This window comes from Brevibacillus laterosporus (genome assembly GCF_030489605.1).
Taxonomy (GTDB): domain Bacteria; phylum Bacillota; class Bacilli; order Brevibacillales; family Brevibacillaceae; genus Brevibacillus_B; species Brevibacillus_B laterosporus_E.
The window spans coordinates 154,658-180,946 of sequence record NZ_JAUKFY010000004.1; the positions used below are offsets into that span (position 1 = coordinate 154,658).

The 26,289-nt window shown below is 41.4% G+C and carries 23 protein-coding genes; 6 read left to right on the plus strand and 17 right to left on the minus strand.

Annotation, left to right across the window (positions count from 1 at the left end):
* Window positions 1-62: 62 nt before the first annotated feature.
* The gene (locus QZ995_RS06070) at window positions 63-770 is read left to right on the plus strand and encodes a Crp/Fnr family transcriptional regulator (protein ID WP_301804384.1); all 708 of its coding nucleotides are present in this window, start codon (window positions 63-65) and stop codon (window positions 768-770) included.
* Between the two features lie 59 nt (window positions 771-829).
* Here QZ995_RS06070 and QZ995_RS06075 read toward each other — a convergent pair whose 3' ends face one another.
* The 3 genes from QZ995_RS06075 to QZ995_RS06085 form a co-directional block, all read right to left on the minus strand.
* Window positions 830-2,122, minus strand: a complete 1,293-nt coding sequence (locus QZ995_RS06075; RefSeq protein ID WP_301804386.1) for a NarK family nitrate/nitrite MFS transporter — start codon at window positions 2,120-2,122, stop codon at window positions 830-832.
* Between the two features lie 271 nt (window positions 2,123-2,393).
* Window positions 2,394-3,488: a TIGR04053 family radical SAM/SPASM domain-containing protein gene (locus QZ995_RS06080; RefSeq protein ID WP_301804388.1), complete on the minus strand. Its 1,095-nt coding sequence runs from the start codon at window positions 3,486-3,488 to the stop codon at window positions 2,394-2,396.
* Window positions 3,489-3,516: 28 nt separating this feature from the next.
* Window positions 3,517-4,035, minus strand: coding sequence for a hemerythrin domain-containing protein (locus QZ995_RS06085; RefSeq protein ID WP_301804390.1), 519 nt, complete (start codon window positions 4,033-4,035; stop codon window positions 3,517-3,519).
* Between the two features lie 132 nt (window positions 4,036-4,167).
* On the opposite strand from QZ995_RS06085, the gene QZ995_RS06090 reads away from it, so the two are divergent.
* Entirely contained in the window at window positions 4,168-5,346 is a 1,179-nt protein-coding gene (locus QZ995_RS06090; protein WP_301804392.1) for a radical SAM protein, read from the plus strand.
* 33 nt (window positions 5,347-5,379) lie between these two features.
* Here the strand turns inward: QZ995_RS06090 and QZ995_RS06095 are convergent, their stop codons facing one another.
* Window positions 5,380-7,005 (minus strand): MDR family MFS transporter, encoded by a 1,626-nt coding sequence (locus QZ995_RS06095; RefSeq protein WP_301804858.1) that lies wholly within the window; start codon window positions 7,003-7,005, stop codon window positions 5,380-5,382.
* 153 nt (window positions 7,006-7,158) lie between these two features.
* Between QZ995_RS06095 and QZ995_RS06100 the strand changes: the two genes are divergently transcribed.
* On the plus strand, window positions 7,159-8,436 hold the full coding sequence (locus QZ995_RS06100) for a glycoside hydrolase family 18 protein (RefSeq protein ID WP_301804395.1): 1,278 nt from the start codon (window positions 7,159-7,161) through the stop codon (window positions 8,434-8,436).
* Window positions 8,437-8,578: 142 nt separating this feature from the next.
* On the opposite strand, the gene QZ995_RS06105 is transcribed toward QZ995_RS06100, so the two are convergent.
* Window positions 8,579-9,040: a C40 family peptidase gene (locus QZ995_RS06105; RefSeq protein WP_301804396.1), complete on the minus strand. Its 462-nt coding sequence runs from the start codon at window positions 9,038-9,040 to the stop codon at window positions 8,579-8,581.
* Between the two features lie 187 nt (window positions 9,041-9,227).
* On the opposite strand from QZ995_RS06105, the gene QZ995_RS06110 reads away from it, so the two are divergent.
* Together QZ995_RS06110 and QZ995_RS06115 are read left to right on the plus strand one after the other, a co-directional pair.
* Window positions 9,228-9,920, plus strand: a complete 693-nt coding sequence (locus QZ995_RS06110; RefSeq protein WP_301804398.1) for a response regulator transcription factor — start codon at window positions 9,228-9,230, stop codon at window positions 9,918-9,920.
* Window positions 9,921-11,285: a sensor histidine kinase gene (locus QZ995_RS06115; RefSeq protein ID WP_301804401.1), complete on the plus strand. Its 1,365-nt coding sequence runs from the start codon at window positions 9,921-9,923 to the stop codon at window positions 11,283-11,285.
* A 184-nt stretch (window positions 11,286-11,469) separates the two neighbouring features.
* Here QZ995_RS06115 and QZ995_RS06120 read toward each other — a convergent pair whose 3' ends face one another.
* The 6 genes from QZ995_RS06120 to QZ995_RS06145 form a co-directional block, all read right to left on the minus strand.
* The gene (locus QZ995_RS06120; RefSeq protein WP_301804403.1) at window positions 11,470-11,901 is read right to left on the minus strand and encodes a CHRD domain-containing protein; all 432 of its coding nucleotides are present in this window, start codon (window positions 11,899-11,901) and stop codon (window positions 11,470-11,472) included.
* A 488-nt stretch (window positions 11,902-12,389) separates the two neighbouring features.
* The gene (gene yidC, locus QZ995_RS06125) at window positions 12,390-13,169 is read right to left on the minus strand and encodes a membrane protein insertase YidC (protein ID WP_301804406.1); all 780 of its coding nucleotides are present in this window, start codon (window positions 13,167-13,169) and stop codon (window positions 12,390-12,392) included.
* Window positions 13,170-13,198: 29 nt separating this feature from the next.
* Complete coding sequence (locus QZ995_RS06130; RefSeq protein WP_301804409.1) at window positions 13,199-13,486, minus strand: hypothetical protein; 288 nt, start codon at window positions 13,484-13,486, stop codon at window positions 13,199-13,201.
* Between the two features lie 172 nt (window positions 13,487-13,658).
* Entirely contained in the window at window positions 13,659-14,474 is an 816-nt protein-coding gene (locus tag QZ995_RS06135) for a divergent polysaccharide deacetylase family protein (RefSeq protein WP_301804410.1), read from the minus strand.
* A 77-nt stretch (window positions 14,475-14,551) separates the two neighbouring features.
* The gene (locus QZ995_RS06140; RefSeq protein ID WP_301804413.1) at window positions 14,552-16,630 is read right to left on the minus strand and encodes a glycoside hydrolase family 3 protein; all 2,079 of its coding nucleotides are present in this window, start codon (window positions 16,628-16,630) and stop codon (window positions 14,552-14,554) included.
* A gap of 26 nt (window positions 16,631-16,656) precedes the next feature.
* Window positions 16,657-19,068 (minus strand): exo-beta-N-acetylmuramidase NamZ domain-containing protein, encoded by a 2,412-nt coding sequence (locus tag QZ995_RS06145; RefSeq protein WP_301804415.1) that lies wholly within the window; start codon window positions 19,066-19,068, stop codon window positions 16,657-16,659.
* Between the two features lie 347 nt (window positions 19,069-19,415).
* Between QZ995_RS06145 and QZ995_RS06150 the strand changes: the two genes are divergently transcribed.
* Entirely contained in the window at window positions 19,416-20,792 is a 1,377-nt protein-coding gene (locus QZ995_RS06150) for an MFS transporter (protein WP_437124721.1), read from the plus strand.
* A 99-nt stretch (window positions 20,793-20,891) separates the two neighbouring features.
* Here QZ995_RS06150 and QZ995_RS06155 read toward each other — a convergent pair whose 3' ends face one another.
* From QZ995_RS06155 to QZ995_RS06180, 6 genes are all read right to left on the minus strand, one after another.
* Window positions 20,892-21,857 carry a YpdA family putative bacillithiol disulfide reductase gene (locus QZ995_RS06155; protein ID WP_301804419.1) on the minus strand — a complete coding sequence of 322 codons (966 nt, stop codon included), beginning with the start codon at window positions 21,855-21,857 and terminating at the stop codon, window positions 20,892-20,894.
* Between the two features lie 198 nt (window positions 21,858-22,055).
* Entirely contained in the window at window positions 22,056-22,829 is a 774-nt protein-coding gene (locus QZ995_RS06160) for a LolA family protein (RefSeq protein WP_301804422.1), read from the minus strand.
* Between the two features lie 347 nt (window positions 22,830-23,176).
* Window positions 23,177-24,346, minus strand: a complete 1,170-nt coding sequence (locus tag QZ995_RS06165) for an FAD-dependent monooxygenase (RefSeq protein WP_301804423.1) — start codon at window positions 24,344-24,346, stop codon at window positions 23,177-23,179.
* 326 nt (window positions 24,347-24,672) lie between these two features.
* Window positions 24,673-25,062 (minus strand): VOC family protein, encoded by a 390-nt coding sequence (locus tag QZ995_RS06170; protein WP_301804860.1) that lies wholly within the window; start codon window positions 25,060-25,062, stop codon window positions 24,673-24,675.
* Window positions 25,063-25,542: 480 nt separating this feature from the next.
* On the minus strand, window positions 25,543-25,737 hold the full coding sequence (locus QZ995_RS06175; RefSeq protein WP_301804425.1) for a hypothetical protein: 195 nt from the start codon (window positions 25,735-25,737) through the stop codon (window positions 25,543-25,545).
* A gap of 36 nt (window positions 25,738-25,773) precedes the next feature.
* Window positions 25,774-26,007 (minus strand): hypothetical protein, encoded by a 234-nt coding sequence (locus QZ995_RS06180; RefSeq protein WP_301804427.1) that lies wholly within the window; start codon window positions 26,005-26,007, stop codon window positions 25,774-25,776.
* Window positions 26,008-26,289 lie beyond the last annotated feature (282 nt).

Genomic DNA, 26,289 nt, shown 5'->3' on the forward strand with positions numbered 1-26,289 from the left:
TCTAGTTATTGATCGCTATAATAAAACGCGAAGAATACGTCAATTTGCATGGAGGTCTCGTTGTGGGCAATCAAGGATTTACATTCATTCAACAAGTCTCCCCTGACTTTACCCGGCATCTAAAAGAGATTTCTATTTCTAAAAAATTTGCTGCTGGCTCCGTGCTTTTTATGGATGGAGACAAGGCTGATCATTTATACCTGATTGAATCCGGACAATTGAAACTGACCAAGACGACGACGGACGGAAAAGAATTAACTCTGCAAGTCTTCAGCAATGGAGAACTAGTAGGTGTGCCCGGATTGTTCGAAGAGAACTTAAGCTACAACACTACCGCCAGCATGTTGCAAGCGGGTGAAGTCAACATTATTCCCCGCCAATCCTTAGAACGCCTTCTCTTAAAGAATGGGATATTCTGTGCTGAATTTTTGCGGTGGATGGGTATCATGAATCGCCGCATCCAATCCAAATTCCGTGATTTGTTGTTAAATGGCAAAATCGGAGCACTATACTCCACGCTTATCCGGCTGAGTAACAGCTACGGAGAACCACATGAAAAAGGGATTTATATCACGCTTGCTCTCACCAATCGAGATTTGGCTCAATTTATTGGGCTAACCAGAGAAAGTGTAAACCGCATGCTGTCTGATTTAAAGAAACAAGATGTTATCGAGCAAAATTCCCAAGGAAATATTTTAATTAAGGATCTTTCCTTTTTAAAAGATGCCATCTGCTGCGATGATTGTCCCAATGAAATATGTCAGATTTAAAAGAGAGTCTTGGTCACTGGCAACCAAGACTCTTTTGTTGAATCAAGCAGGGTTATACTCTAGCACTTTACCTCGGCATTTTTACGTGCATAGAAGTACCACAGCAAGATCAAAGCTACTGCATAAAACACCAAGAACCCGTATAAAGCAATATCTGGGGCACCCGTGGCCTTAATTGACATACTAAATGACTTTGGAATAAAGAATTGCCCGTATGCTGCAATCGCTGATGTAAAGCCGATGACCGGCGCCGCTTCCTTTGGCGGAAAGATCGCAGGCATCATGCGTGTAACGGAACCATTGCATATCCCCGTCGTAAAGAAAATCACGATGAAACAGGCGAAAAATGCCCAGAATTCTTTCGCATTCATGAAGTAGATAACTCCAGCCGTAGCAGCGATCAGCAGAATCACATTGTAGAGAGTTACCCTTGCCCCGCCAAGCTTATCTGCCAGCATACCTCCAACCGGCCGGACTAACGCTCCTAATAAAGGACCAATAAAGGCATATTGCAACGGATTTACATCGGGAAACTGGTGCTGCGTTAGCAATGGAAATGCTGTTGCAAAGCCGATAAATGACCCGAAACTCATCGTGTAGAGAAACGAACAAATCCACATATGCTTTCGTTTAAAAATAACCAATTGATCTTTAATCGATTGCTTCATCGGAAGATTGTTCATCCCAAACATAGCTGCAATTGTAGTCAGTAAAATCGGGATTACCCAAATAAATCCAGCATTTTGTAACCATAATTGCGCTGTATCACTTGTTTGTGGTCCACCAGCAATATTTCCAAATACGCTAATCCCAATTACGATTGGTACGAGAAATTGTGCTATACTTACACCAAGATTCCCAAGCCCCGCATTTAACCCCAAGGCAGAGCCTTTTTTCGCTTGTGGAAAAAAGAAGCTAATATTTGCCATGGAAGAAGCGAAATTACCGCCACCGAAGCCGCACAAAATGGCGAGAAATGCCATTGTCTCATAGGAGGTAGACGGATCTTGTACAGCAAATCCAATCCAAATGGCTGGAATTAACAAAGAAGCTGTACTGCAAACGGTCCAATTACGCCCCCCAAAAATCGGAACGACAAAGGCATATAAAATACGCAGTGTAGCCCCTGAGAGACCTGGAAGAGCCGCTAAGCTAAACAGCTCATCTGCTGTAAATTGAAACCCGACTTTATTCAGATTAACAGCAACAACCGACCAAATGGACCAGATACTAAAAGCAAGTAATAGGGCCGGAATAGAAATCCAAAGGTTACGGTTGGCCACTCTTTTGCCTGTAGATTCCCAAAATTCCGGATTCTCAGGCTCCCATTTCATTACTCCTTTTATTGACATAGGTTACCTCCTCTACTAAGTTCAAACGCTCAACCTATGTTTTTAAACGAAATTGAACTTTTTTATATATACATTCTTTTTTACATCAAAATCATACCCAACTCTTATACAGCGCTTTGTGATTTTAATCACATAGATTTAGGGTTTCACATTTTGTACAAAAATATATTAATATATAAAAAATTAAAAATGGAACGCAAAAAAAGCAAGCCATGTCATCTAACATTTCTTGCTTCTTTTCCAACGTCTTATTTATGATCATTTTGCTGTGTTAAAAGTGGCCCAATTGATTTTGGCCATAGCCTTCTTCCCATTTTGGCGGTATATACATACATGAAGGATCGCTTGCCAAATAATCCTTTGTCATGGCATAAGCACGGGCGCGTGATCCCCCACACACCTGATTAAAGTTACAGACACCACATTTTCCCGAATAGCCATCCGGGTAACGCAACGCTTGAAAGACTGCATGATTACGATATAAATCTGCCAAAGGTGTTTGACGCACATTTCCGCAATTAATCGGTAAAAAGCCGCTTGGCTGAACATCCCCTACATGAGAAACAAACACAAAGCCTTTACCGTCCGTAACTCCTCCAGCTGAACGTCCTAAATGATCCATTCTTTTTACTTTCACAGGTTGCGTTTTCATGCCCTTTTGAGCTGCAAAGTATAGTGCTCGCCGATAGGCAGGGGCCGCTGTTGTTTTGATGCTGTAGCTAGCAGTCCGACTCTTTTCGATCAGCCAGCGATAAATGCGCTCTTGTTCCATTGGGGATACCGCATCACTTGCCTGCCCTCTTCCCGTAGGAATTAAAAAGAAAACACTCCATAGAACTGCGCCCCATTCTTCCACCATCTGGGACATTTCTTCTAGTAAATGCGCATTATAAACAGAAATCGTTGTATTTAATTGAACAGGTAACCCATGTTTTTTCAAAATAGCCAACGATTTTACGGTAATATCATACGAGCCTGGTGTTCCGCGGAAATAATCATGCACCTCTTTAGTAGGACCATCTAGGCTAAAAGCCCAGCGTGACAGCCCAGCCTCTTTTGCTTTAACGATCGCTTTTTCTGTTACACGCGGGGTAGCGCTAGGAGACATAGAGACACGTAATCCAATTTTTACAGCATACTCAATTAATTCATATAAATCTTCCCGCATCAATGGATCGCCGCCAGTTAAAACAAGAAGAGGATTGCCCATTTCTTTGATTTGATCTAACAATTCCTTCCCTTCTTCTGTACTCAGCTCGTCTGGATGACGATTGGGCTGCGCTACGGCCCGGCAATGCAAGCAACGCAATGCACATGCACGCGTCACTTCCCAAATCGCGATAAAAGGATTCTGGTCGTAATTCATCTAGTTCACTCCATTGGCATGATGGTATCTATTTATAATGTTTGGAGATTGTTTGATACAGGCTATCCTTTTCGGCTAATGTCAACAGTTGATTGGCCATCGGGTACAACACCCTGTCCTCCTTGATCGTATGCTCTTCAAACAGCTCATCAAATTGCTTCAGTAAACAAACCATCGTCGACGTTTTTTGTTCTTGTCGAACACACTGATTCAATTCTGCCCCAATTCGATCTGATATCTCTAATAAACGATCATGTTCTGATTTAATGAGCAGTAATGGCTCCTCTAATGTTGCCAGTCGATTCGTCAACGTAAAAAATAAAATATCGTCCTCCACCATAATGTGCCGACGGAAATCTGTTTGAAGGAATTGAAGGAAACGATGTAAATCTTCATGTAATGCTTCGTTCCATTTTGTGCCATAACGAATCAGTGACAGAATGTGCTTTAGTTTTCCATCCAGCTCGCTGTGGTCATTGTACAAATAGGAAAGCAAAATGTGTTCATGTTTCTTTTTCACAGCGAAATCGCTCTCGTATTCCAGCATACCAATCCCTCCTTGCTCTTTTTGATTGTAACCAAGTTGGCTATTCCAAGAAGTGATATTCCTCACAAAATCTTTTCCAGCTATTTGCTAGAATTAGGCCGTGAAAGTTTGTACAAAGGCTTAGGGGAGGATATGATGATAGGACTTTCCAGTTTACTTGAAACAACTACGACCTTCGGAGATAAATTGCGATATTCAGAGGCTTCTCGAAACCAAAAAACAGGAACCCATCATGGGCATGGACCTGTTGTTGCTTGGAATATTACAAAAACTTGCAATCTTCACTGCTTACATTGCTACTCCAGCTCCGAAAATAAAAAATATGAAGGAGAGCTGAGCACAGAGGAAGCCCACGATGTTATAAATCAGCTAGCGGATATGAAGGTGCCCATTATTCTGTTTTCGGGCGGTGAACCTCTGATTCGACCAGATATTTTTGAGCTAGCAGAGCATGCTATTTCTCGGGGTATTCGAATTACCTTCTCAACCAATGGCACGCTTATTGATGAGAAAAAGGCCAAGCGCTTAAAGGACTTAGGTATTAGCTATGTTGGCATAAGCTTAGATGGGATGCAAAAAACGCATGATTTTTTCCGTCAAAAAGAAGGCGCCTTTGATTTAGCCATTCGCGGAATCCGAAACTGCATGGCTGTGGGTCAAAAGGTTGGCCTTCGTTTTACTATGAACAAACACAATATTGAAGCGTTGCCAGATATTTTTGATCTGATTGAAAAAGAGAATATTCCGCGTGTCTGTTTCTACCATCTCGTCTATGCAGGCCGTGGAGGGGTCGAGGATGATATTACTCATCAGCAGACACGTGAGGCTTTAGATTTTATCATTGAAAAAATTCATTATTTCCAAAAATCAGGGCAACCTCGCGAAATTTTAACGGTTGACAACCATGCAGATGCAATCTATCTATATCTAAAAGTAATGGAAACCGATCCTGAGCTAGCAGGACGCATTTGGGAAAAGCTGCAACGTAATGGCGGTAATCGCTCCGGTATCGCTTTCTGCAATATTGATCACCGTGGAATTGTACATCCTGACCAATTTAGTCAAAACATCGCACTTGGAAATCTGCGGGAACAGTCCTTCGCAGAGATTTGGCAGGGAGATCATCCTATTCTTCTGGGATTGCGTGACCGGAAAAGCAAAATTCATGGGCGCTGTGCGACCTGTCAATACTTCTCCGTCTGTAACGGAAACTTCCGGCCTCGCGCACAAGGTTTCTATGGAGATTTCTGGGCATCCGATCCACAATGCTATTTAACAGAGGATGAAATTCACTTGGCCGCATCCGTATAAGGAAAAAAAGAGCTTTGCCGTATGCAAAGCTCTTTATCTCTTTTTGGAATTACTCCCCCATGAAGCTTTTTTGGCAGCTATCTGCCGTGTATCTCCTTCACTGCGCAACGGAATTTCTCGTAGAAAAAACGTAAGAACTAAAGCAAAGACAAGTAACCAGGTAGAAGTAAGAAAAACTCCTGTTAATGCATACTGTAAGGCATCTCGTAAATTGGCAATTACATGGTTAAACAGCTCGTGCAGCACTGGTGGGAGACTCTTTTCTATTTGATCCAGTCGTTGCAAATCCAGTAAAATTTGCGGGTTATGCAATGCGCTGATTTTCTGGACAAGTTCTGGCGGAATGTTAGGCAGATGACTAATTCCTAATTGTGCCGTCGACTCACTCATTTTTAAGCCAATGCGTACGGAAAGAATGGTTCCCATAATAGCTACGCCAATTGTCCCACCTAAGGAACGAAATAACTGTGACGCGGCTGTAGCAACTCCTAAATCCTTATTTTTCACTGCATTTTGGACAGTGATCGTAAATACTGGCATAGCTACTCCCAGTCCTAATCCAAATACAATTAGATTGAACACAATTGAACTACTCGCAGTTCCTTGATCCATTCGGGCTAGTAAATACATCCCTACAAGCATGAGCACTAAGCCACCCAAGGCAAATTTCTTATAAGTACCTGTCTTTGTCATCAATTGACCGCATACTGCACTCCCCACGACCAAGCTAAGTGTCATAGGCATTGTTAGATAGCTAGAATGAGTAGCCGAATATCCAAGTACCCCCTGAATAAAAAATGGCATGTACATAATCGATGCATACATCCCAGCTCCAACAATAAAGCCAATTACGTTTGAGATCGTGAAAATATCATTACGAAATAAATGTAATGGAATAACAGGATTAGTCGCTTGCTTTTCAACATAAATAAATAAAAGCAATGAAACCACAGTCAAGGCAAACAAACCGAGAATCGTAAGGGATGCCCATTCATATTTTGTGCCCGCCCATGAAAATGCTAGCAGAAAAGGCACCATCGTTGTCGTAATAAACAGCGACCCCCAGTAATCAACGGTTTGCTTCTCTTTATGAACCGCACGTGGAAACAGCCAATAAATCATTCCAATTGCAATGATTCCAAACGGCAAAAACACCCAAAACACCCAGTGCCAATCTGCATTATCAACAATATATCCACCTAACACAGGCCCAAAAACACTGGCTAGTCCAAACACCGATGACATTAAGCCTTGCCATCTCCCCCGCTCTCTTGGAGCAAAAAGGTCAGCTATGGAGGTAAAAGCCGTGGACATGATTACCCCTGCCCCTGCCCCCTGAATACCTCGATACAAAATCAGTTCAAAAATATTGTGAGATGTTCCACATAAAAAGGCACCTAAAACAAATACTCCTAACCCGATCAAAATGAAAGGCTTGCGACCATACATGTCAGAAAGCTTTCCTACTAATATGGTTGCAATGCTTGAGGTGAGCATATAAATCGTAAACACCCAACTGTAATAATCCATGCCCCCCAATTTAGCTATAATTTTAGGGAGCGCTGTCCCTACAATTGTTTGATTAATGGAAGCAAATAATAACGCCGCCATAATAGCTAGCATAACTGTCACTTTTCGTCTGTAGTCCAATTCCTGCATACATTTCATTCCCTTCTCATTCGCCTCCTTATTATGCCCTTTTAAAAAACATGCATCACATGAATCCCTCCAGATACATCCAAGAAAAATAGCGCCTAAATTGGTTTCCTTTTGAATATGAGTAGAAGAGATAAACAACAAGGAGGTGCCCTCATGATCATTTATGTTGTCCGACCCGGTGACAGTTTATATCAAATCGCCAATCGTTATAAAACCTCTATAGAGCAAATCGCCAACGATAATGATCTTACGCCCCAACAAACTCTGGTAGTAGGTCAATCGCTAGTAATCGTTACTCCTAGGCAGTACACGGTTCAGCCAGGTGATACGCTTTATGAGATTGCATTGAGATTTAATGTCTCTGTTCAACAATTAGAAGCAGCAAACAATCTTTCTGCTTCAAGGCCAATTTATCCTGGCATGGTTTTAACCATTCCCCAAGCACCTCAGCCCACGATTGAAGTAAATGCCTACATAGAGCCACGCAGAAACATCGCAATGACTGAACAAATTGCTCAAGAATCAGCACCCTATCTAACCTACATTGCCCCATTTAGCTATCAAATCAAACGTGATGGGAGTCTTACCACACTGGAGCTGGGCGACCTGCCTAGGATCGCTTCATCAAATGGAGCAACCTTGATGATGGTAATTACGAACATAGAGAATAATCAATTCAGTGCAGAATTAGGTGAGGAAATTTTAAACGATGAGCAAAAACAAAATCGCTTGCTCGATGAAATCATACAGAGAGCGCAAAGATATGGATTTAGTGACATTCATTTTGATATCGAACACCTTTATCCCAAAGATCGCGAAGCCTATAATCAATTTTTACGGAAAGCAAGGGATCGTCTGCATGCAAATGGGTATATGATCTCAACTGCACTTGCCCCCAAAACCAGTGCTACCCAACAAGGTCAATGGTACGAGGCTCATGACTATCGTGCCCATGGAGAGATCGTTGATTTTGTAATTATTATGACCTATGAATGGGGATATAGCGGGGGGCCTCCAATGGCTGTCTCGCCAATCGGACCGGTGCGGCGTGTACTTGAATATGCATTAACTGAGATGCCTTCAACAAAAATTATGATGGGACAAAATTTATATGGCTATGACTGGACACTCCCCTATCGTCCCGGAGGTAGATATGCGAAAGTAGTGAGTCCTAAAGAGGCAGTTAACCTAGCACGACGTTACAATCAATCCATTCAATTTGACCCGGTAGCACAAGCACCGCACTTTCGGTATTACGATGAACAAGGCCGTGAGCATGAAGTCTGGTTTGAGGACGCCCGTTCAATGCGAGCTAAGTTTTCATTATTACAAGAGTTGAATTTACGAGGAATTAGCTATTGGAGGCTAGGCATTCCCTTTAAACAAAACTGGGTGCTGTTGGATCAAACCTTTCAAATTAAAAAATCTTGATGGATCTCTCCCAAAAAACAGCAGATATGCTTCTTCAAAATGCTTCTCTTTCCACGGGTAAAGATCTGAATTCTTGATCTTTTTATTTATGTCAAAAAGCTCTCCCGTTGGCCATTATTCGCCTTACGAGAGAGCTTTCTGTTTATTTTCTGTATAAGAAACGCGCAGCTCTTTCATAGTGATCATTCCACCAGCCCTTTGACATATTGCTGTACGTAACGCCTTCCTTTCCATATATATGTAGAACCTGATTATTTCCGGCGTAAATTCCTACGTGGCCAATGCGGTTAATGGATTTTTTGGGATATTTCATGGTTTTCTTTGTCGAAAAAAATACGAGGTCACCGACTCGCAGTTTACTTCGAGGAATGGGAGTTCCTTGTTTATACTGGGAGCGTGCCCCGCCTGCTCCCAAGTCAATCCCTGCTCCTTCTTTATAAGCCCACATTGTAAAACCCGAGCAATCCATCGTTTGTTTTCCTTTACGGCTAGAGCCGTATTTGTATGGTATGCCCAAATATTGTTCGGCCGTTGCAATAATATTTCGGCCAGTTATACAACCGATAGGCTGATTGCTCCTTTTCCATGTTGCTTTTTTCCTCATCTGTCATCCTCCCGTGATATAAAATAAATTCCTCGCAATAAACTTTGTACAAATCCTTTCAGGAACGAAAAGAGAATTTGAGATTTTCGTGAGAATTGGTAAAAGGGGGATTAATTGGTTACACTACAACAGATATACCTGTTTTGAAGCAACGGCATTTACATACAAAGCGGGGGGTGACAGCAGCGTGAGTCCGACAGATAGCAAAGGGAGCTTTCTCTTAGTTGAAGATGAAAAAAATCTTGCACGTTATTTACAATTGGAATTAATGAACGAGGGGTATAAAGTAGAGATTTGTTATGATGGGGCGATCGGGCTTGAAAAAGCGTTACATCATGAATACGATCTCATTCTGTTGGATGTCATGATTCCCCAAATCTCTGGCCTTGAAGTGTGTCGGCGTATTCGAGATGCAGGAAGTGAGGTGCCGATCATCATGCTTACGGCACGTAATGAGGTTCAGGATATTGTAGCTGGACTAGACAGTGGTGCTAATGATTATTTAACTAAGCCCTTTGCTATCGAGGAGTTATTTGCTCGTATCCGCGCTAATCTTCGCCCGGTTGTTTCCAAAAATCAGGAAATACTACACATCGGCTCACTGGAAATCCAAGTACAGAACCGGCGTGTATTCCGTGATACGAAGGAAATTTTATTAACCCCGAGAGAATTTGATTTATTGCTTTACTTAGCTAATCATCAAGGTCAAGCTTTAACCCGTGAACAATTATTGACGGCAGTATGGGGATTCGACTTTATGGGCAATACCAACGTAGTCGATGTGTATATCCGCTATCTCCGCAATAAGATTGAACGAAAACGAGCCAAAAAATTAATCCATACCATTCGTGGAGTTGGCTACAGTTTACGGGTGGAATAAATGCTAAAACAAGTAACTAGACGCCTGCCAACTTCTTTAACTTGGCGATTAACCGTCATTTTAACCACTGCAATGACTCTGTTTTTGTTATTTATGAATTTGTTTGTCTACATGTCTACAACTAATTTGGTTTATCAATATGAACAAAAGCAATTGCAAAAGAAGGTTGTTACGATTTTAAACGAGTTGCAAAAAGCTACTTTGGGTCATAAAAACACTAACCTTCAAGTTGTAAAGGATGTACTGTTGAAATATGCTGATGTTCATCAAGCGATTCTCTTAGAAACCTCCACTAATATAACCCTAGCATCTGTGATTGGTACTGGCTGGACAGAAGAAGATTTACGCAATCAAGAAAATGTAATTAGCTCAATGCAAACGGTTCAATTACCTGGTTTTCCAGACGTCCTTTTGCTAACCATCATTCAGGACAATGATCAACTTCGCCCCATTTTTAGCATTCTAATCCAAATTCTCTGCTGGTCTGCTGTCGCTACCTTTGTTATTTCAGCCATCGGTGTCTATCAATTGACCCAAATTGGATTACAGCCGTTAACCCAATTGATTGAGCAAATTCAAAAAAAAGAAGCTGAAGATTTAGGCTCTCGCCTTCCCGTCATCACAAATGATGCTGAAATCAAAGATTTAGTCCTGGCTTTCAACTCTCTATTGGATCGTGTAGAGGAAGCTTTCAGTAAACAACAGCAATTTATTGCAGATGCATCTCATGAATTTAAAACGCCACTCTCTATCATCGAAGGCTATGCACGCCTTTTGCAACGCTGGGGAAAGCATAATCCAGAGGTAAGGGATGAGGCTCTGTCTGCCATGCTTCAAGAATGCTCGCGTCTTTTTGAGTTGATTGAAGATCTGCTATCGCTAGCTAAATTACAAGATAATCCCTCTAAGGAAGCCTTATTTGCCACGCAGGATATGGTTCCTTTGTTAAAAGAAATCCGTACAACCTGGACAACCCTATTTCCTAAACACCTTTCGCTTCACTTTTCATGGGATGCTCCATTAACATTACCTATGAATACAGGTAAAATACGTCAATTGTTCGATATTTTGTTAGATAATGCCAAAAAGTACACAGAGGAAGGCTTTGTTAAGGTCCATGTCTTTTCCACTGATGCCTGGGTCGAGATACATATTCAAGACACTGGCGTGGGAATTCCTGATGCGGAGCTTGCAAATGTATTTGAACGGTTTTATCGAGTGGATAAATCTCGGACTCGTGAAAAAGGTGGTAGCGGATTAGGCTTATCAATCGCTAAATCAATTGTTGATTTGCATCATGGTCGAATAGAGATGCGAAGAACGCCTACAGGTGGAACTGAGGTTGTGGTTTGGCTCCCCTGTTAAATAAAGAAACTGGTATATAAAAAAGTCGTTTCTTTATCAAAATAGGAAACGACTTTTTCATGCAGGCTAGCACTCACCTTCACGCCATTTCTGCTACATTTTTGCTACATAAATAGTCGTTTAAAATGGGCGGCAAAGAATATATTCTAAAATTACATCCTGTACATGAGGATGAGTAATTAGCCTAGCATTTACAAATACAAACTTTTTCAACTCTGCGTATCTGACCACGTATTTCCCCACCAGGGTGTTGAGTGGTATGTGCATTTACATAGGTTTCTCCGCTTAGCATCAGTTGGACTAATTCCGCAAGTGTTCTTCCTTGGAGCGGACCAACAAAATCTGCACTAGTAATGGATCCAGTCACTACGGCATCACATACACTAATTCCACGTTGTACCGGTCCAAAGAGGAAGACCACTATCGGTCCATTAACACCTCTAACCCCGATATGAATATGAGCTTGGGTCAAGTTACGTAAATCATGTACTGATAAACGGAAATCAAGTCTGCTACTATCTGGGCTTAGCTTGAACGTAGCGGTCCCAGAAGCATTTGTGAGAACAGGCGGGACTTCCTCAGAGCCTCGTAGCTTAGCCTGGAATTGTATTGTCATCTCTACACCTCCTTCTAATACTTTATTAGAAAGATCAAAAATGGCTTGTATGTTCAACTACTTAAAGGATATAGAATAATATTTTGTTTTCTTGTACATTTTTTTGAAGAAAAACATGAAATAGCAAGCCTTAGACGAAAATCGAACAGCCCTCCAACAATTTTATTCCGTCAGAGGGCTCTCTACTATTTCTCTGATGGTATGCTTATCATCATGAACCTGCTCAATATGTATAATCATGGTACTCTTCCTTATAAGTTCGACATGTTGGCAGGATTATCCTGAACTAACTAGACTCCTTATTACTTTCAAATTTCCTGCTTTTTCACCTACCATTACCTTGGTGTTGTATAAAAATGAATAGGCCATTCACATAAATATCGCTGCCCCCTAGTTCATATGCTGGTTTTGCTTAGCAGCATTTTTAATAAAAAAAGGACAGTTATCCCCTTCAAATGGATAACTATCCTCTTTCATGATCATTTATTTTATTTAGCACTTGCAGACGAAGTTAATGGCACATGATAAACCTTATTTAAAAAATAGGTTTGCACGAGCGAAAATACTCCACCCACGACCCAATATAACGGAAGGGCTGCTGGTAAATTCATTCCTGCCATAAAAATCATAATCGGCATCATGTAATAGAAAATTTTCATATTATTAGCTCCCATGGCAGGAGTCATTTTCGTCGACAGCATCGTTTGGAACAGGGTTGTAGCTGCTGCTAGTAAAGGCAGGATATAATATGGATCGGCATGTCCTAAGTTAAACCACATAAATGAATGGTCAGCAATCTCTGGTGTACGGCGAATCGCGAAGTAAAATGCCATTAAGATCGGCATTTGAACCAGAGCAGGGAGACAGCCCGCCATTGGATTAACTCCGCTTGATTTGTACAATTCCATCATTTCCATTTGCATTTTTTGGGCCTGTTTAGGGTCTTGATTGGAATTACTATACTTTTTTTTCAGCTTATCAATCTGGGGTTGCAGCTTTTTCATGGCAGCTCCACTTTTCATTTGCTTCATCATGAGAGGCAATAAAAGTGTTCGAATCAACAACGTCATAATGACAATCGCTAACCCATAATTACCATCTGTTACGCTAGCAACGTTTTGGATTAACCACGAAAATGGATAAACAAAAAAGTGATCCCAGATACCAGGACTATCTGATGTTATCGGAGCAGTATTGCTACATCCGCTCAGCAATACCACCAGAGCACCAAATAAAAATACAGGTAATGATTTACGTACAGCTTTCATGAACAAATCCTCCTTATTGTTTACAAACTCTATAAACTAACAAGGAGAGGGTTTGGGAGTGTATCATCAGATGACGTGGTTGCTCGCTTCTCTTTCCGAATAGGTACTCGTCGATATAATTTAATAAAAGACGAACGCATTGGCATTGTCACAAGCTGCTGACGCCATTCAAAACGTTCTTCGTATTGCATTGACTGATGTTTACCAACGATGTGAGTAAATAATAATTGACAGCATGGAACCACAATTACAGATACCCAGAAGAGCAACCAAACATAAGGTAATGACAAACCAATTAATTCATCCACCACGTGCATCTCACCTCCCTATCTGTACATAAATAGCTAGTACAGTTCCTATTGTAACATACTGTCCATCCCTTGTGGGAGATGTTATGAATTGTTACTTTTTATAGGAAGGAATAAACAGTTTTGATTAAAGAATAAACAGCGAATGCTCCACAAAAGGTTACAGGTATAGCTTTTTTCTTTATTTTTTCGTTCCCTCGTCTGTCTTTGTTGGTGTCGCTTGTTTCTCTTTTACCATTCGGGATACCTGCATAATTGTGGCTTCTTTTTGTAACTGAGGTAAATAGTTGCGGATTGCTTGAGCAACCTTTTTTCCTCCAGGGCCCACATGGCCAATAGCAATACATACTTCATTTTGCTTTACTTTTTCACTAATAAGTCTCAGTTGTTTCGCAATATGTGAAGACGTATGCACATCATCTAAAAAGACCATGTTTTCAATATAAGGAACCTGTAAATCCCGAGCGACCTGCCCCACAATGCTTCTATAAGAGGTTTTACTGTCAATGTAAAAAAGTCCTCGCTCTTTACATACCTGCAATACTATCCGCATGATACGTGGATTTTGGGTAATTCTAGACCCCATATGATTATTCATACCGATCGCGTGCGGAACATCGTCAATTGCTTTGTTCACTCGATCGCGGATTTCCTCATCACTTAAGTTAGCCATAAGTGCTCCGGGTCCTAGCCATTTTCTAGCCCCTTTCATCGGTTCCATTGGCATGTGAACAATTACTTCATGTTTCTTTTGATGGGCCATCTCAGCATCTTTTTTTGTACTTGGTAAAAATGGCATGACTGCAATCGTTAATGGAATAGGTAAATTAAGAATTTCCTCTGTTCCCCGCATATTATTGCCAAAATCGTCTATAATCAGGGCCACTTTGCGCATTTTAATGGAATCGGGAATCTTTTGTTCAGAAGCGGTGACTGAGGAACAGACAAAAGCTCCGCACAGCATCAAGACTATTCCTAGTTTAGAAGCAATCCACATACATAAACCTACCTTTACAACTTTTTTGTTAGTATGTGCAACGTCTTCCGCTTTCACTCCATTTGCAAACACACAGTTCACAGTCCATGACCGTAGGGATACAAAATGTTGCCTTTCGTATCATATATTGTAACGGGCAGCTTCCCTTTGGATTTCCCTTGACCAAACAGAATCGCTGCTGTGGCTTGAAAGCTTGCATCTGCATTTCCATATTGCGCCACATACACAGGGACCTTTTGAAAATCAGTAAGCTGATATGGGTTTCGTGTAGAAATCATAATTACCGGCTTTTGCTTCTGGTCAATCAGCTTTTTTATGATTTGATTTACCGGCTTTATGCCTCCTGCGGATGAGTCGGGTAAAACCATCAAAATGTCGGCATGCTCCATCTGTTGTTGTTGCTGTGCTTTAATCACATGGGAAAGCTTAATGGCTACTGTATTTTGATGATATTTCTGGATTGCCCTAGTCATTTCACTCGTATATCGCGACCCAATCACAGCTATTTTTTGTCCAGAAGAAGGATCGAGCGGCAGTATTTCATCATTTTTAACTACTGTGATTGATTGCTCAGCGATAGCTCGCTCCACTTGTTTGTGAGCCGGTGAAGTGACTGATTTCTCTGCGATTTGTTGAAGAATAGGAACATGTGGCATCTGTTCCTGCGGAAAAATTCCTCTTCTAATCTTCACTGTTAGAATCCGTCTAACTGCTTCATCCAAACGTTCCTTCTTAATTGTTCCCGACATGACTGCCTTCTGCATTCCTACACTAACCTTTTCAACATCTGGGGGCATTAAAATAATGTCTGCCCCAGCATTCATTGCACGAATACTGGCATCTACAGTCTCGAAGTGCTGTGTAATCCCTCCCATATCCATAGCATCCGTAATAACTAAGCCATCATAGCCAAACTCTCTGCGTAATAACCCTTGAACAAGCTTAGGTGAGAGTGTAGCTGGAAGAAAAACGGATTTGTCCTTTTGATGAGACACTACCCTTATAGGCTCTAGCTGTGGAAAGGCTATGTGAGCGACTAAAACAGAATCCACCCCCTTCTTGATCGCTTGTCGAAACGGAATGAACTCTACTTGCTCCAACTGTTTTTTCCCATACGAAATAACTGGTAAACCAACATGGGAATCTACCGATGTATTGCCATGTCCGGGAAAGTGCTTTGCGCTAGCTACGACCCCTGCATCCTGCATGCCTGCAATAAAGGAAGTACCCATTTCGGCTACTAATTGTGGATTTTCACCATAAGAACGCACCCCAATCACTGGGTTCTTAGAATTATTATTGACGTCTACAGTTGGTGCAAAATCCAAATTAATCCCGAGTGAGAGCAGTTCATCTGCCATTGATTGTCCAGCCTGATATGCTAGCTTCGGATTTCGTGTTGCACCTAATGCCATATTACCTGGCATATTCGTTCCTTGCTTTAGTCGCGAAACAATTCCGCCTTCCTGATCTGTACCGATAAGTAAGCCAAATTTATGCTGATTTTTCTGTAGAGCATTTGTCAATTGAACAATTTGTTTGGTCTCATCTAGGCTGTCTTTAAATAAAATGATACCTCCTAGCTGAAGCCTCTTTATCTGATTTGCAATCTCTGGCGTCAACTCATGAAAAGGTTTGCCGCCATACATACTAAAACTCGGCATTAATGTCTGTCCTACTTTTTCAGCCACGCTCATGTTAGCGAGCATTCGAGAAATAACATCGTATCTGCCCTGTTGCTCGGTAATGACTTTCACACTTTTCTTGTCCGTCTTTTCAAGCACCAATCGGTCATGGTAGGTTCCATCTGACACTAAAATGACTGTTTGACCCAATTTATCCTGTATCGTTAAAAGCCCTTCTCTCGTAACGGTTGCTACTTGCGGATTGCTAGAGCTCCAGCTTACATTAGCTTGCACCATAGACAGATGGCCATCAGCATAGGTATGCAACGCTTGTAGTTGAATCTGCGTGGCGGGATATGTCTTCGGCGTTTCAGGCAGATTTTGCGCCAACAATAAATCTGTGGGGTGGGTCGTGGACACAGTTGTTGTTCGCATGGTATCTGCCCTGTCTCTTGATAAAAAGGGAATGAAAAAACAAGCAAGAAGAATCAAGCTAACTGACGTATAAGCAAAAATATGCTTCCGTTTCATGAATACAGGCCTCCGTCACATGTTGATTACTCCCCTTCTATTGCAGCCAAGGTAGCAATTTTTTGGCGCAACGCATTAAGGGAAGGCTTTTCTCTGGTCGGATGCACTCGATTCGTTAATAACAGCACGATAAACTGTTGTTGTTGATTGATTAACAATGAAGTGCCCGTAAATCCAGTATGTCCCACGCTAGGCGTGACAAAACCATGCCCCATGTACCAGGCTTGATTCCGCTCAAATCCAAGCCCCATTTCTTTCGAGCAATTATCTGATAATTGATTCGTGAGCATTTCTTGTACACTCTCAGCCTTAAGTATCCGTTTTCCCCTTGCTTTTCCGTTATGAAGAATCATCGTAGCAAATCGCACTAGATCGTCTGCATTGCTAAACAATCCAGCATGTCCAGCGACGCCGTCCAAAGCCCAAGCCTTTTCATCATGAACGCTTCCCCAGATCATGTCGCGCATTGTCCAAGGCTGCTGTTCAGTGGCTACGATTTTCTGCCTATCTATTTTCGGACAAAACCCTGTGTGCTTCATTCCCAATGGTTGAAACAGATTCTCTTGCATATATTGATCCAGCCGTTTCCCTGTTAGCTGTTCAATCAGATACCCCAGTACAATATAATTAAGATCACTGTACACCATTTTTTCACCGGGATGATTTTTGAGTCCAAGCATGAGTACAGCCTTCATTCGTTGCTCACGCCCCCCCGGTACTCTGTACAGCCGCATAGTAGGAGCAAATCCAGAGGTATGAATCAAAAGCTGCCGAATAGTAATATCCTGCTTTCCCTTGCTCGCAAAAGCGGGAAGATAGGCAGCTACTGGCTTATCTAGCTGCAGCATTCGTTTTTCTGCCAATTGCATAATGGACACAGCCGTGAATAGCTTTGTCAGAGAAGCGATGTCAAATAAATGTGTATCCGTCATTTTTACAGGCTTTTCTGCCAGTTTGCCAGCTTTATTTTGATATAGATAGGCATGTCCATAGGCTTGCTGTATTTTTCTTTGTCCTCTTGTAACAATCGCTACGACGGCACCCGGGATAATCTTGTCCTCAATGGCCTGTTCAATCGCCTGGTTCATTTCATCGCGTATTCCCTTATCACGTTTCCCTGATCCACTTTTACGATACAGCAAATATTTTTGACGCACCTTTACAAATGGTTGTAGAGCTGCTCTCCATTTTTGAATTATTTGCTGGGGATTATGGGCCTGTAAGGTTAGGTTTTGCTGATCAACTGCTTCCTGCAGGGAGCGCGTACCTGCCATATAATGAATCCAGTTATCGTCTCTCCATTTAAAATGCTGGGGATAACGCTTTCTAATAAGATGAAGCAAGGTAAGCCCCGTTAATGTGCTATTATAAGCTGTTCGATCTGTTACATACAATTGCACACCGTGAATGGCTTGTCCCTTATATTTACCGTACATTGGTTCCATATGTGCTTCCCGAATTGCTATCCCAGGAAGATTTGCCCCGGCAAGATCTGCTCGCAAACGATGAGCATGAATAAAAGGTGCACCAACCCATTCGAATGGACGAGTGGTCCCTCTTCCCTCTGAAAGATTGGTTCCTTCTATCAATCCCGTAGCAGCATATAACCAAGCAGACTCTACTGTGGGCAGATTAGGAGAAGGAGCTACCCATAACAATCCAGTTTGATCCCATGTCATCTCTCGTTTCCAGCCTTGCATTCGAATTACTCGTAGGTCTGCCTTTCCTCCACGCTTGTTAGGCATAATTTCTTCATTATAAAAAAGAGCAAGCTCCCCCATCGTCATTGCATGACGCAGAGGAATAGGCATCATTCCAATAAATGAGCTCCACTCCTCCTCCAATATAGGTCCCTCTATCCTGACCCCGCCTAAGGGATTGGGACGATCTAGCACCATGACTGGCTTATCTGCTAATTTAGCAGCCTCCAATACATAAGCCAGTGTAGAAGCATAGGTATAATAGCGGACACCCACATCCTGCAGATCAAACAAAAGAATATCCGTGCAAGCAAATAGCATCGCAATCTGTTCTGGTTTCTTTTGATATAGCTCAAATGCAGGGATAGAATGTTGTTTTGCCTGTGACGATACAGAAGGAAAAACAGTTGGTTCTCCATCCTGCTTTACCCCCCATATTCCATGCTCTGGACCATAAAGGGCAACTACGTTCAGACCTTTTTGCTGTAATGCGTCCAAATCAGTAACCAAATCCTTAGTGACTCCAGTCTGATTCGTGATGAGTCCAATCTTCTTACCATGTAACAGCTCTGGATGTAATAAAAGAACATCAATACCAGCAAGGACAGTCTTTTCCTTTGTTTCATCCGCTAAGATAGAGGAGCTCCCATGAAAGAAGCTGACCCACAAAAGCAAGCAAGCGAGCACACAGGCGCTTCTGCCCTTAAGACGTAAGGTTCGCCTCTTTTGACTACCCACTTCCATCACCTCGCCTTGTAGTCTGCCCTCAAGGCTGAAATAAATGACAAAAATTAGATGAAAAGCACAGCTTTTTGGTGTTTTCATTCGCAGTAAATATAACGAATAAGACCTTGGTGCTCTTTAGATATAATTTAATAAAGCAAGACTATTCGAAAATTAGTTGTGATATAATCTTACATATCTTTTTTAGGAGGCGTTTGTATGAAGTACACAGGAATAATTCGGGCGCAAAAAATTCAAGGGGAAAACGCATAAATTGCCCTGTAACCTGCGCGATTCCCCTTTACTTAGGGAAGGGGCATCTATTTGTGAAAAAAGATGGAAGAGAAATAACAAGCAACGCAATGGCTGACTTAGAAGCTGATCGACCAAGCCACACTTTTCAGCACGTAAAAAAAATACTCCTGTGGCTTAGCTTTCTTGCTTTTTTTAGTGTTTTTAATGAGACAGTGTTTAATGTATCGCTCCCTGATATAGCCAAGCAATATGGTCTACAGCCCGCTTACGTAAACTGGATCAATACAAGCTTCATGATTGCTTTTGCTATCGGATCTGCCGTATATGGCAAAATATCTGATACGTATGGGGTTAAGAAGTTACTTGTGATTGGCCTTTTGATTTACAGTGGAGGTTCACTCTTCGGTATACTTGCACAAGCTTATTTTCCTGCTGTTATTGTTGCTCGTGCTATTCAAGGAGCTGGAGCATCTGCGGTACCAGCTATCTTCATGGTGATTGTGGCAAAGTATATCAATGCAGAAAGTCGAGGCAGGGCTTTTGGTATGATCGGTTCCATGGTTGCCTTTGGTGAGGGAATTGGGCCTGCCATCGGGGGAATCATTTCACATCATTTCCACTGGTCCCTCCTTTTTGTTCTACCGATTATCACACTGATCTCTCTCCCGTTCTTCATGCGAGTGCTACCAAACGAGCCTGCTCGTAGGGGAAAAGTGGACATATTGGGAACAGCATTGCTCTCTGTTGGGATTGTATTGATTACCTTATATTCAACGGGAGATAACTGGTTCTATTTACTACTCAGCCTGGTCGTGCTGTTGATATTTTCTCTGTATATCCGTCGTGCAAAACAACCTTTTATTGAACCTGCTTTGTTTAAAAATCGAATGTTTGTAACAGGTGTTTTGGCAGGAAGCATCTTATTAGGAACGGTTGCTGGCTTCATTTCAATGGTTCCCTATATGATGAGGGATGTCTATCATTTGTCAACAGGAATGATCGGCGGCGGCATCCTGTTTCCCGGTACGATCAGCGTCATTTTCTTCGGTATTATGGGCGGAAGTCTTGTGGACAAAAGAGGAAACACGTTTGTTCTGTACCTTGGAGCCTTTTTGATAGTGCTAAGCTTCCTCGTTATTTCATTGTTCGTAGAGAAATCACCATGGATAACATCCATTATGCTGATCATGACTTTTGGAGGCCTCTCATTTGTTAAAACCGTGGTCTCCTCCAGCGTTGCAGACTCACTAACATCTGAGGAAGCCGGTGCGGGAATGGGAATGCTTAACCTTTCGTGCTTTTTATCAGAAGGAATTGGGGTAGCGATTGTGGGCGGTCTGTTATCGAAACACGGGCTTGATTTTCCTGCACTTCCCACCGTGTCTGTTCCTACTGCTTATTTATACAGCAATGTATCGCTTGTTTTACTAGTTGCAATTATGCTTGGAGCAGTAATATACACATGGACTTACAAACGAAAGTAACGATTCTAGCATGACTAATAAAGCCGATATCCTGCCACGGGATATCGGCTCATTTGCTATACAACAGCTAGAGGAAGGTTAATGGTGCTCCTTCATCCATTATGTAGTCAAGCTCTTAGCTAGCACTTCGCCATGGAACCTGCCGTTTTCAATAAAAATTTCATTGGCGTGCGCAGAAGAGACAATCACTCCTGCAACAAATACACCCGGAACATTCGTCTCCATAGTCATTGGATCAAATATCGGCGCTCCCGTTTCACGGTCCAGCTCTACGCCGAGGCTTTGCAGTAGCTGACGGTCAGGTCGATAACCAATGAGGCTAAAAACAAAGTCATTAGGAATCTCCGTAATCCCCTCAGGATTTTTTAAGATCACCATTTTATCCGTAATCTCTTGGATTTCAGAAGAATAGTACGCCTTGATTCGCCCTTTTTCACACAAGCTTTCAAAAACAGGACGAGTCCATGCTTTCACACGAGAAGAAAGCTTCTCGCCACGGCAGATCACTGTGACGTAAGCCCCCGCCCGCTCTAAATCCATCGCGGCATCCACCGCAGAGTTATTGCCACCTACAATAGCTACTTCCAGTCCTGCATAAGGATGAGCCTCCGTATAAAACGAGCTTACTTTTGACAGTTCTTCTCCTGGAATGCCTAGACGGTTAGGATTATCAAAATAACCCGTAGCAATGGCAACACGCTTTGTTTCATATTGCTTAGCCGAACCAAAGCGATCTGTGCTAGACACAACAAAATGCTTGTCAACTTTTTCGACCCTTCCCACTTCTTCAAATGTCTGCACGCGAATATCATGCCTCTTTGCAACCATCCGATAGTAATGAAGGGCTTCTAAACGGGTTGGTTTCTCATTCGGAGTAGTAAAGGGAACCTGCCCAATTTCCAATAACTCTGGGGTGCTATGAAATATCATATAGGTAGGATACCGATAGATAGAATGTACCAAGCTTCCTTTATCCAGCACAAGCGGATCGATTCCGCGTTTTTTTAATGCTACAGCCGCTGACAAACCGCATGGGCCAGCTCCAATAATAACGATTTCCTCCATAGATGAACTCTCCTTCCAGTTAAATCCAAGCATCTCTTTTTTCGTGTTTCTTTTATTATAAGTCATGTAAACAAAGGAATGTGCTTTGCAAGTGTATTTCTGGAATGGAAAAACCCCCAAGCACCGCCTTACACTAGGAGATACTCGAGGGTTTCTTCTCTTTTGATCATTTTTTAGATTAGATTCGAAGTCTATGGTTTATTTTTGCGGGGCAAATTGCATATCCTTATGCACCTTTACGTCAGATGGTAAAGTAAGTGTAAATAATTCCTTCGTAAACTCAGGATAAAAATCTAATTTGGTTACTTCAGTGATCCCTTGTAAGCCAAAAACTGTTGTGATTGACTTCATAGCAACGCCTGTATCTTTGTCCATCCACAACTCTACTTGAAGATCATCCTTCTGAGTAGGGATGGCCATGATGTGATACGTTGCACGATTGTTGATGGTTTCTTCACCTAGAAATTGCAGCTTGTGGTTGTTTTTTAATTCGCGAAGATAAAAAACATCGTTATTTACCACTTTTTGATCAGGTGCAGCCGTAATTTCACTAGCAGATTTCGTCCCTTCACGATAGCTGAGTGAGGACGTGCCATTGAACACATTATAAGTGATAACCCCTGTATGATCTTTCTCCTCAATCCGATATCCTCTGTCTAACGGATTATACCATTCCCTTGCTGTAGAGGTAACAATCTTCCCTTGCTGCTCACGTTTCACGGTTATTTCTTTATAAAGTGGAACCATCTCCATTTTTTTCAATAACTCTTCATAAACCTGATCCATTGTCATTTTACTATTTTTCACCTCTGGTAATGATTCGCTACCTGCTCTCGTCTGCCCAATCACTTTACCAGTTGCATCGTAAACATTGGTCTTCACATATTTATCATATACACCTTCTTGCGCGTACGCTCCTGTTGCTACGAGTGTTGCTCCTGCTAAAACAACTGCGATCATTTTCTTTTTCATTTGAAAAACCCTCCCACGTTATAAAAACAAAAATCATAATGTTATTTTTGTTAATTTATAGTCAAAACAATGCTAGATTGCTACCCTATTAGCCCTTCAGCTTGTATGTAGCCATTTATTTTTGCTTGTTTCATAAGCTTTGACGGAGAGATTGGAGAAATGTTACATGACTCTAAAACTTTTTTCTCCTTTTTGCAAGCAGAAAAATCCTACAGAAATGATGCTTTCTGTAGGTCAGCTTCTCTGATCTCTATTCATCCCGTCTGGAGCGGCTGAAAATGCTACCATTCTTGGGAAGTTACAGGTTTTCGGGTATCGGCGGCACCCCGGTTCTATTTCAACCCTATTTACAACGTATTTGCGGTATTCTGCGGCTTTACGACGAAGAGATTTTTTAACACAGCATTCATAAGAAAAGTGGGGAAATATTTAAGAAGTGCTTTCTTAAAGTAGACCATTAACTGATTGTCCGATGAAGAGAACTGAGCTGCTTTGATTGATTTTTTCTGCGTTTTCTGAACGGCATGTTTTAAATAGGATTCATAATTTTGAAATGCTTCATGATGTGTAGAGCAATTCATTAATTCCTCAACTAAATGATAGGCGCCCAGCATTGATTTTCCACCGCCGGTTCCCGACATAAATGTCATAGCATGGGCGGCATCTCCAACTAACGCGATTCGTCCCTGGCTCCATTTTGATAGCTTGATGAGAGTCATTGTGTCCTGAAAGATGATAGAGGGATGATCAATTTGTTCAATAATATCCCGAACGCCCCATGTAATGTCTTTGCATAACGCTAGCAAAAATTCCTTGTTGTTCATATCTTTCAGTTGTTCGCGATGTTTTTGCTTGTAGATAAACATTCCCCATACATAGTCCGCATCCATACCGCATTGGACATAATATCCTGGCATTAATGACTCTAGTGTTTGGTTTGTATCCAGGTTTTTGATCAAAAGCGCAGGCTTAGGGATAGTAAATACGGAAAATCCGACATCCAGCAGTTCTTCAAGTTGATTGCCCATCACCAAATTCCTCGTTTGTGAATGGATGCCATCCGCCCCAAATACGAAATCAAAGGATTCTTCCTTCCCATCCTGAAAACAAACCTGAACGCTTTCTTCGTATTGTGTGAGAGACTGGATTGTCGTATTAAATCTAACATCAATTTGGTTTTTAATAGCGTCATAGAGGATCTGATGAAGGGAAAAACGATGAATCCCAATTGAGCCGCCTTGTTGTATATGAAACTTTCTGAAGTCAATATTTCGCAGTTCACTTCCATCTGCCTGAACAAAACGCCGTGTCTCCATTACAACCCCACATTTTTTCACCTGTTCTAGTAAGCCTAGTTTCCTTAAAACAAAAAGGGCATCACCGCGTAAACTAATGACTGAGCCTATTGATCGGAACGAACTGGCTTTTTCAATCACAACAGGTTGATAGCCATAGGCTAAAAGACAATTAGCCAATGTTAACCCAGCAATCCCACTTCCCGAAATTAAAATTTTCAAGGGTAATTCACCTCCTCTATACATTATTGAAAATCATTATCACTTATTCTTGTCACATATAAAGATTTATGGCGAGAATTCCTTCATATGTAGCTGGAAAATTCATCATTAGAGCATGTTTTTATAAAAAAAGCCTGTTAAAACATCTATTTTTAACAGGCTTTCCCACTTCTTTAAAGCTTGGGAATTTGCAGGCACCCGCTCCTTTTCAGAAGGGAATGCCAAATAGAAAACAGTCAACATCTTGTTGAATATCCTTGCTAGTGGTTACATGCTTCTTTGTTACTGTTGGGGGAAGTTGAAATCAAGGTGTCTTTATCTAAAACTTACTCCGCCGCATTCATGAATACAATTCTCCAGCCATCAGGATCTTCTATTGTAATCCCTTTTTCTTTCCAATAAGGATTCTCCGGCTCAACCGGGTAATAGCCCATTGACTGCAATCTAGCGGTAATTTTCTGAATTTCATTTATATCGGGCATGTAAAATACCAAGAGATTGTCTTTTGTTGGAGCTGGGCAAGGACTTCCGTTCACATGCCTGGTAAATTCTAAATGATATTCTGCATCAGGTAAGCCAAACATGATTCCATTATAGCCTTCATGATTTTCAAAGCTCCCAATCCGTTTTAGTTCTAGACCTGTTTCATAAAAGCTGATAACCTCTTCATATTTATCCGTTGGTCTTGCTATTCTTACTTGGACCCACTTCTTTATTCCAATTCCCTCCTTCAAGTGTTTACCTTTTTCATTTGTTACTAAGAAAAGCAGATTATAGGCGATCCCCCTTTCTATTTGGTAAATTTATATTTTTTGTGAAAAAATCCCATCTGTTGACTTACAGACATTGTAAATAAAAATGTTCGCAAAGTCAACACTTATTATACTTTTCAGATATCTTTGTTTAAAAACATCCAAAACAATACCTTTCCATTCATCTATGTTGTGTCTTCTGGTTTCACAGCTCACTTTTGTGTTTTGAATTGCTGGACCAAGGTGATTTGAAATCACACTTGAATGAATTGGTTGCGTTGGGTAAAATTTTCCTACCAAAAAAACACCCGCCAGCTAAGCGAGTGTTTCCAGCTTTATATTGCCCTGCATCTTTTATACTGCCAAGATAAAAACAGCTTCTATACGATGGCACCATCGCTCTGATAAGGGAAACACGGTTGATGTTGAATGTGTTTTCAAGAGCTAGGGAATGGTTACGTAAGAGATATTTAACATAGGTACTTCTACATCCACGTACTTACTATAATCAGGACCATTTAGCATCCTTACCGTTACCGTAGCATTCGTTACCTCTCGCAGGATGCCATAAATAATCCGCTGTAGCACATGAATCTGTACCTCATAGCCTATATATTCTTCTAGTTCTTTTCTAAACATTGCCGTACCCCTTTCTTTCAGAGTTTTAATTTTTCGTTAGTCAGCTACTCGAACCGCTAAAACCGCTGAATAGGGTACCAGCACAATATTATTGCTTGAATCAATTCCTTTCACAAAATCGCTTCCTACTTCCACTACAAAAATAACAATTTCACCTGCTGCCGTTGTAATATTCGTATCTACATTAAGGAACCTGTTGCATGCATTTTTCAAAGGAGGAATATAAGGTTTGCCTCCAAACAATCGCCAAAATAATCGACAAAGTCCCATTTTATAACTCCTCTCTGTAACAAAATCATACTAACAATAAAAATTTTATAAATGTTTTCTATATACTAGTAATATATTTAAAAGTCATTTCTTTGGAACCGTACAAGCATACAATCCTTGAGCCTTTTTCCTGCATAAAAAAAGACCCACCATTTCTGGGTCGCACCTATGAAATCCGCAGCCCTTCAAAGCAGTTTAAACGGATCAGGGCTATTTTCCTAGATTCGTTTCCTAAAAGTAGAAAGCCCTATCTTTTTGGAAGATAAGGCTTTATTTTGTGGA

What these genes read in the sequence shown, in the direction of transcription:
- QZ995_RS06075 (WP_301804386.1), bottom strand. Translation starts at nt 2,122, where the DNA reads ATGTCAATAAAAGGAGTAATGAAATGGGAGCCTGAGAATCCGGAATTT.
- QZ995_RS06080 (WP_301804388.1), bottom strand. Translation starts at nt 3,488, where the DNA reads ATGAATTACGACCAGAATCCTTTTATCGCGATTTGGGAAGTGACGCGT.
- QZ995_RS06085 (WP_301804390.1), bottom strand. Translation starts at nt 4,035, where the DNA reads ATGCTGGAATACGAGAGCGATTTCGCTGTGAAAAAGAAACATGAACAC.
- QZ995_RS06090 (WP_301804392.1), top strand. Translation starts at nt 4,168, where the DNA reads ATGATGATAGGACTTTCCAGTTTACTTGAAACAACTACGACCTTCGGA.
- QZ995_RS06095 (WP_301804858.1), bottom strand. Translation starts at nt 7,005, where the DNA reads ATGCAGGAATTGGACTACAGACGAAAAGTGACAGTTATGCTAGCTATT.
- QZ995_RS06100 (WP_301804395.1), top strand. Translation starts at nt 7,159, where the DNA reads ATGATCATTTATGTTGTCCGACCCGGTGACAGTTTATATCAAATCGCC.
- QZ995_RS06105 (WP_301804396.1), bottom strand. Translation starts at nt 9,040, where the DNA reads ATGAGGAAAAAAGCAACATGGAAAAGGAGCAATCAGCCTATCGGTTGT.
- QZ995_RS06115 (WP_301804401.1), top strand. Translation starts at nt 9,921, where the DNA reads ATGCTAAAACAAGTAACTAGACGCCTGCCAACTTCTTTAACTTGGCGA.
- QZ995_RS06120 (WP_301804403.1), bottom strand. Translation starts at nt 11,901, where the DNA reads ATGACAATACAATTCCAGGCTAAGCTACGAGGCTCTGAGGAAGTCCCG.
- yidC (WP_301804406.1), bottom strand. Translation starts at nt 13,169, where the DNA reads ATGAAAGCTGTACGTAAATCATTACCTGTATTTTTATTTGGTGCTCTG.
- QZ995_RS06130 (WP_301804409.1), bottom strand. Translation starts at nt 13,486, where the DNA reads ATGCACGTGGTGGATGAATTAATTGGTTTGTCATTACCTTATGTTTGG.
- QZ995_RS06135 (WP_301804410.1), bottom strand. Translation starts at nt 14,474, where the DNA reads ATGTGGATTGCTTCTAAACTAGGAATAGTCTTGATGCTGTGCGGAGCT.
- QZ995_RS06140 (WP_301804413.1), bottom strand. Translation starts at nt 16,630, where the DNA reads ATGAAACGGAAGCATATTTTTGCTTATACGTCAGTTAGCTTGATTCTT.
- QZ995_RS06150 (WP_437124721.1), top strand. Translation starts at nt 19,416, where the DNA reads ATGGCTGACTTAGAAGCTGATCGACCAAGCCACACTTTTCAGCACGTA.
- QZ995_RS06155 (WP_301804419.1), bottom strand. Translation starts at nt 21,857, where the DNA reads ATGGAGGAAATCGTTATTATTGGAGCTGGCCCATGCGGTTTGTCAGCG.
- QZ995_RS06160 (WP_301804422.1), bottom strand. Translation starts at nt 22,829, where the DNA reads ATGAAAAAGAAAATGATCGCAGTTGTTTTAGCAGGAGCAACACTCGTA.
- QZ995_RS06175 (WP_301804425.1), bottom strand. Translation starts at nt 25,737, where the DNA reads ATGTTTAGAAAAGAACTAGAAGAATATATAGGCTATGAGGTACAGATT.
- QZ995_RS06180 (WP_301804427.1), bottom strand. Translation starts at nt 26,007, where the DNA reads ATGGGACTTTGTCGATTATTTTGGCGATTGTTTGGAGGCAAACCTTAT.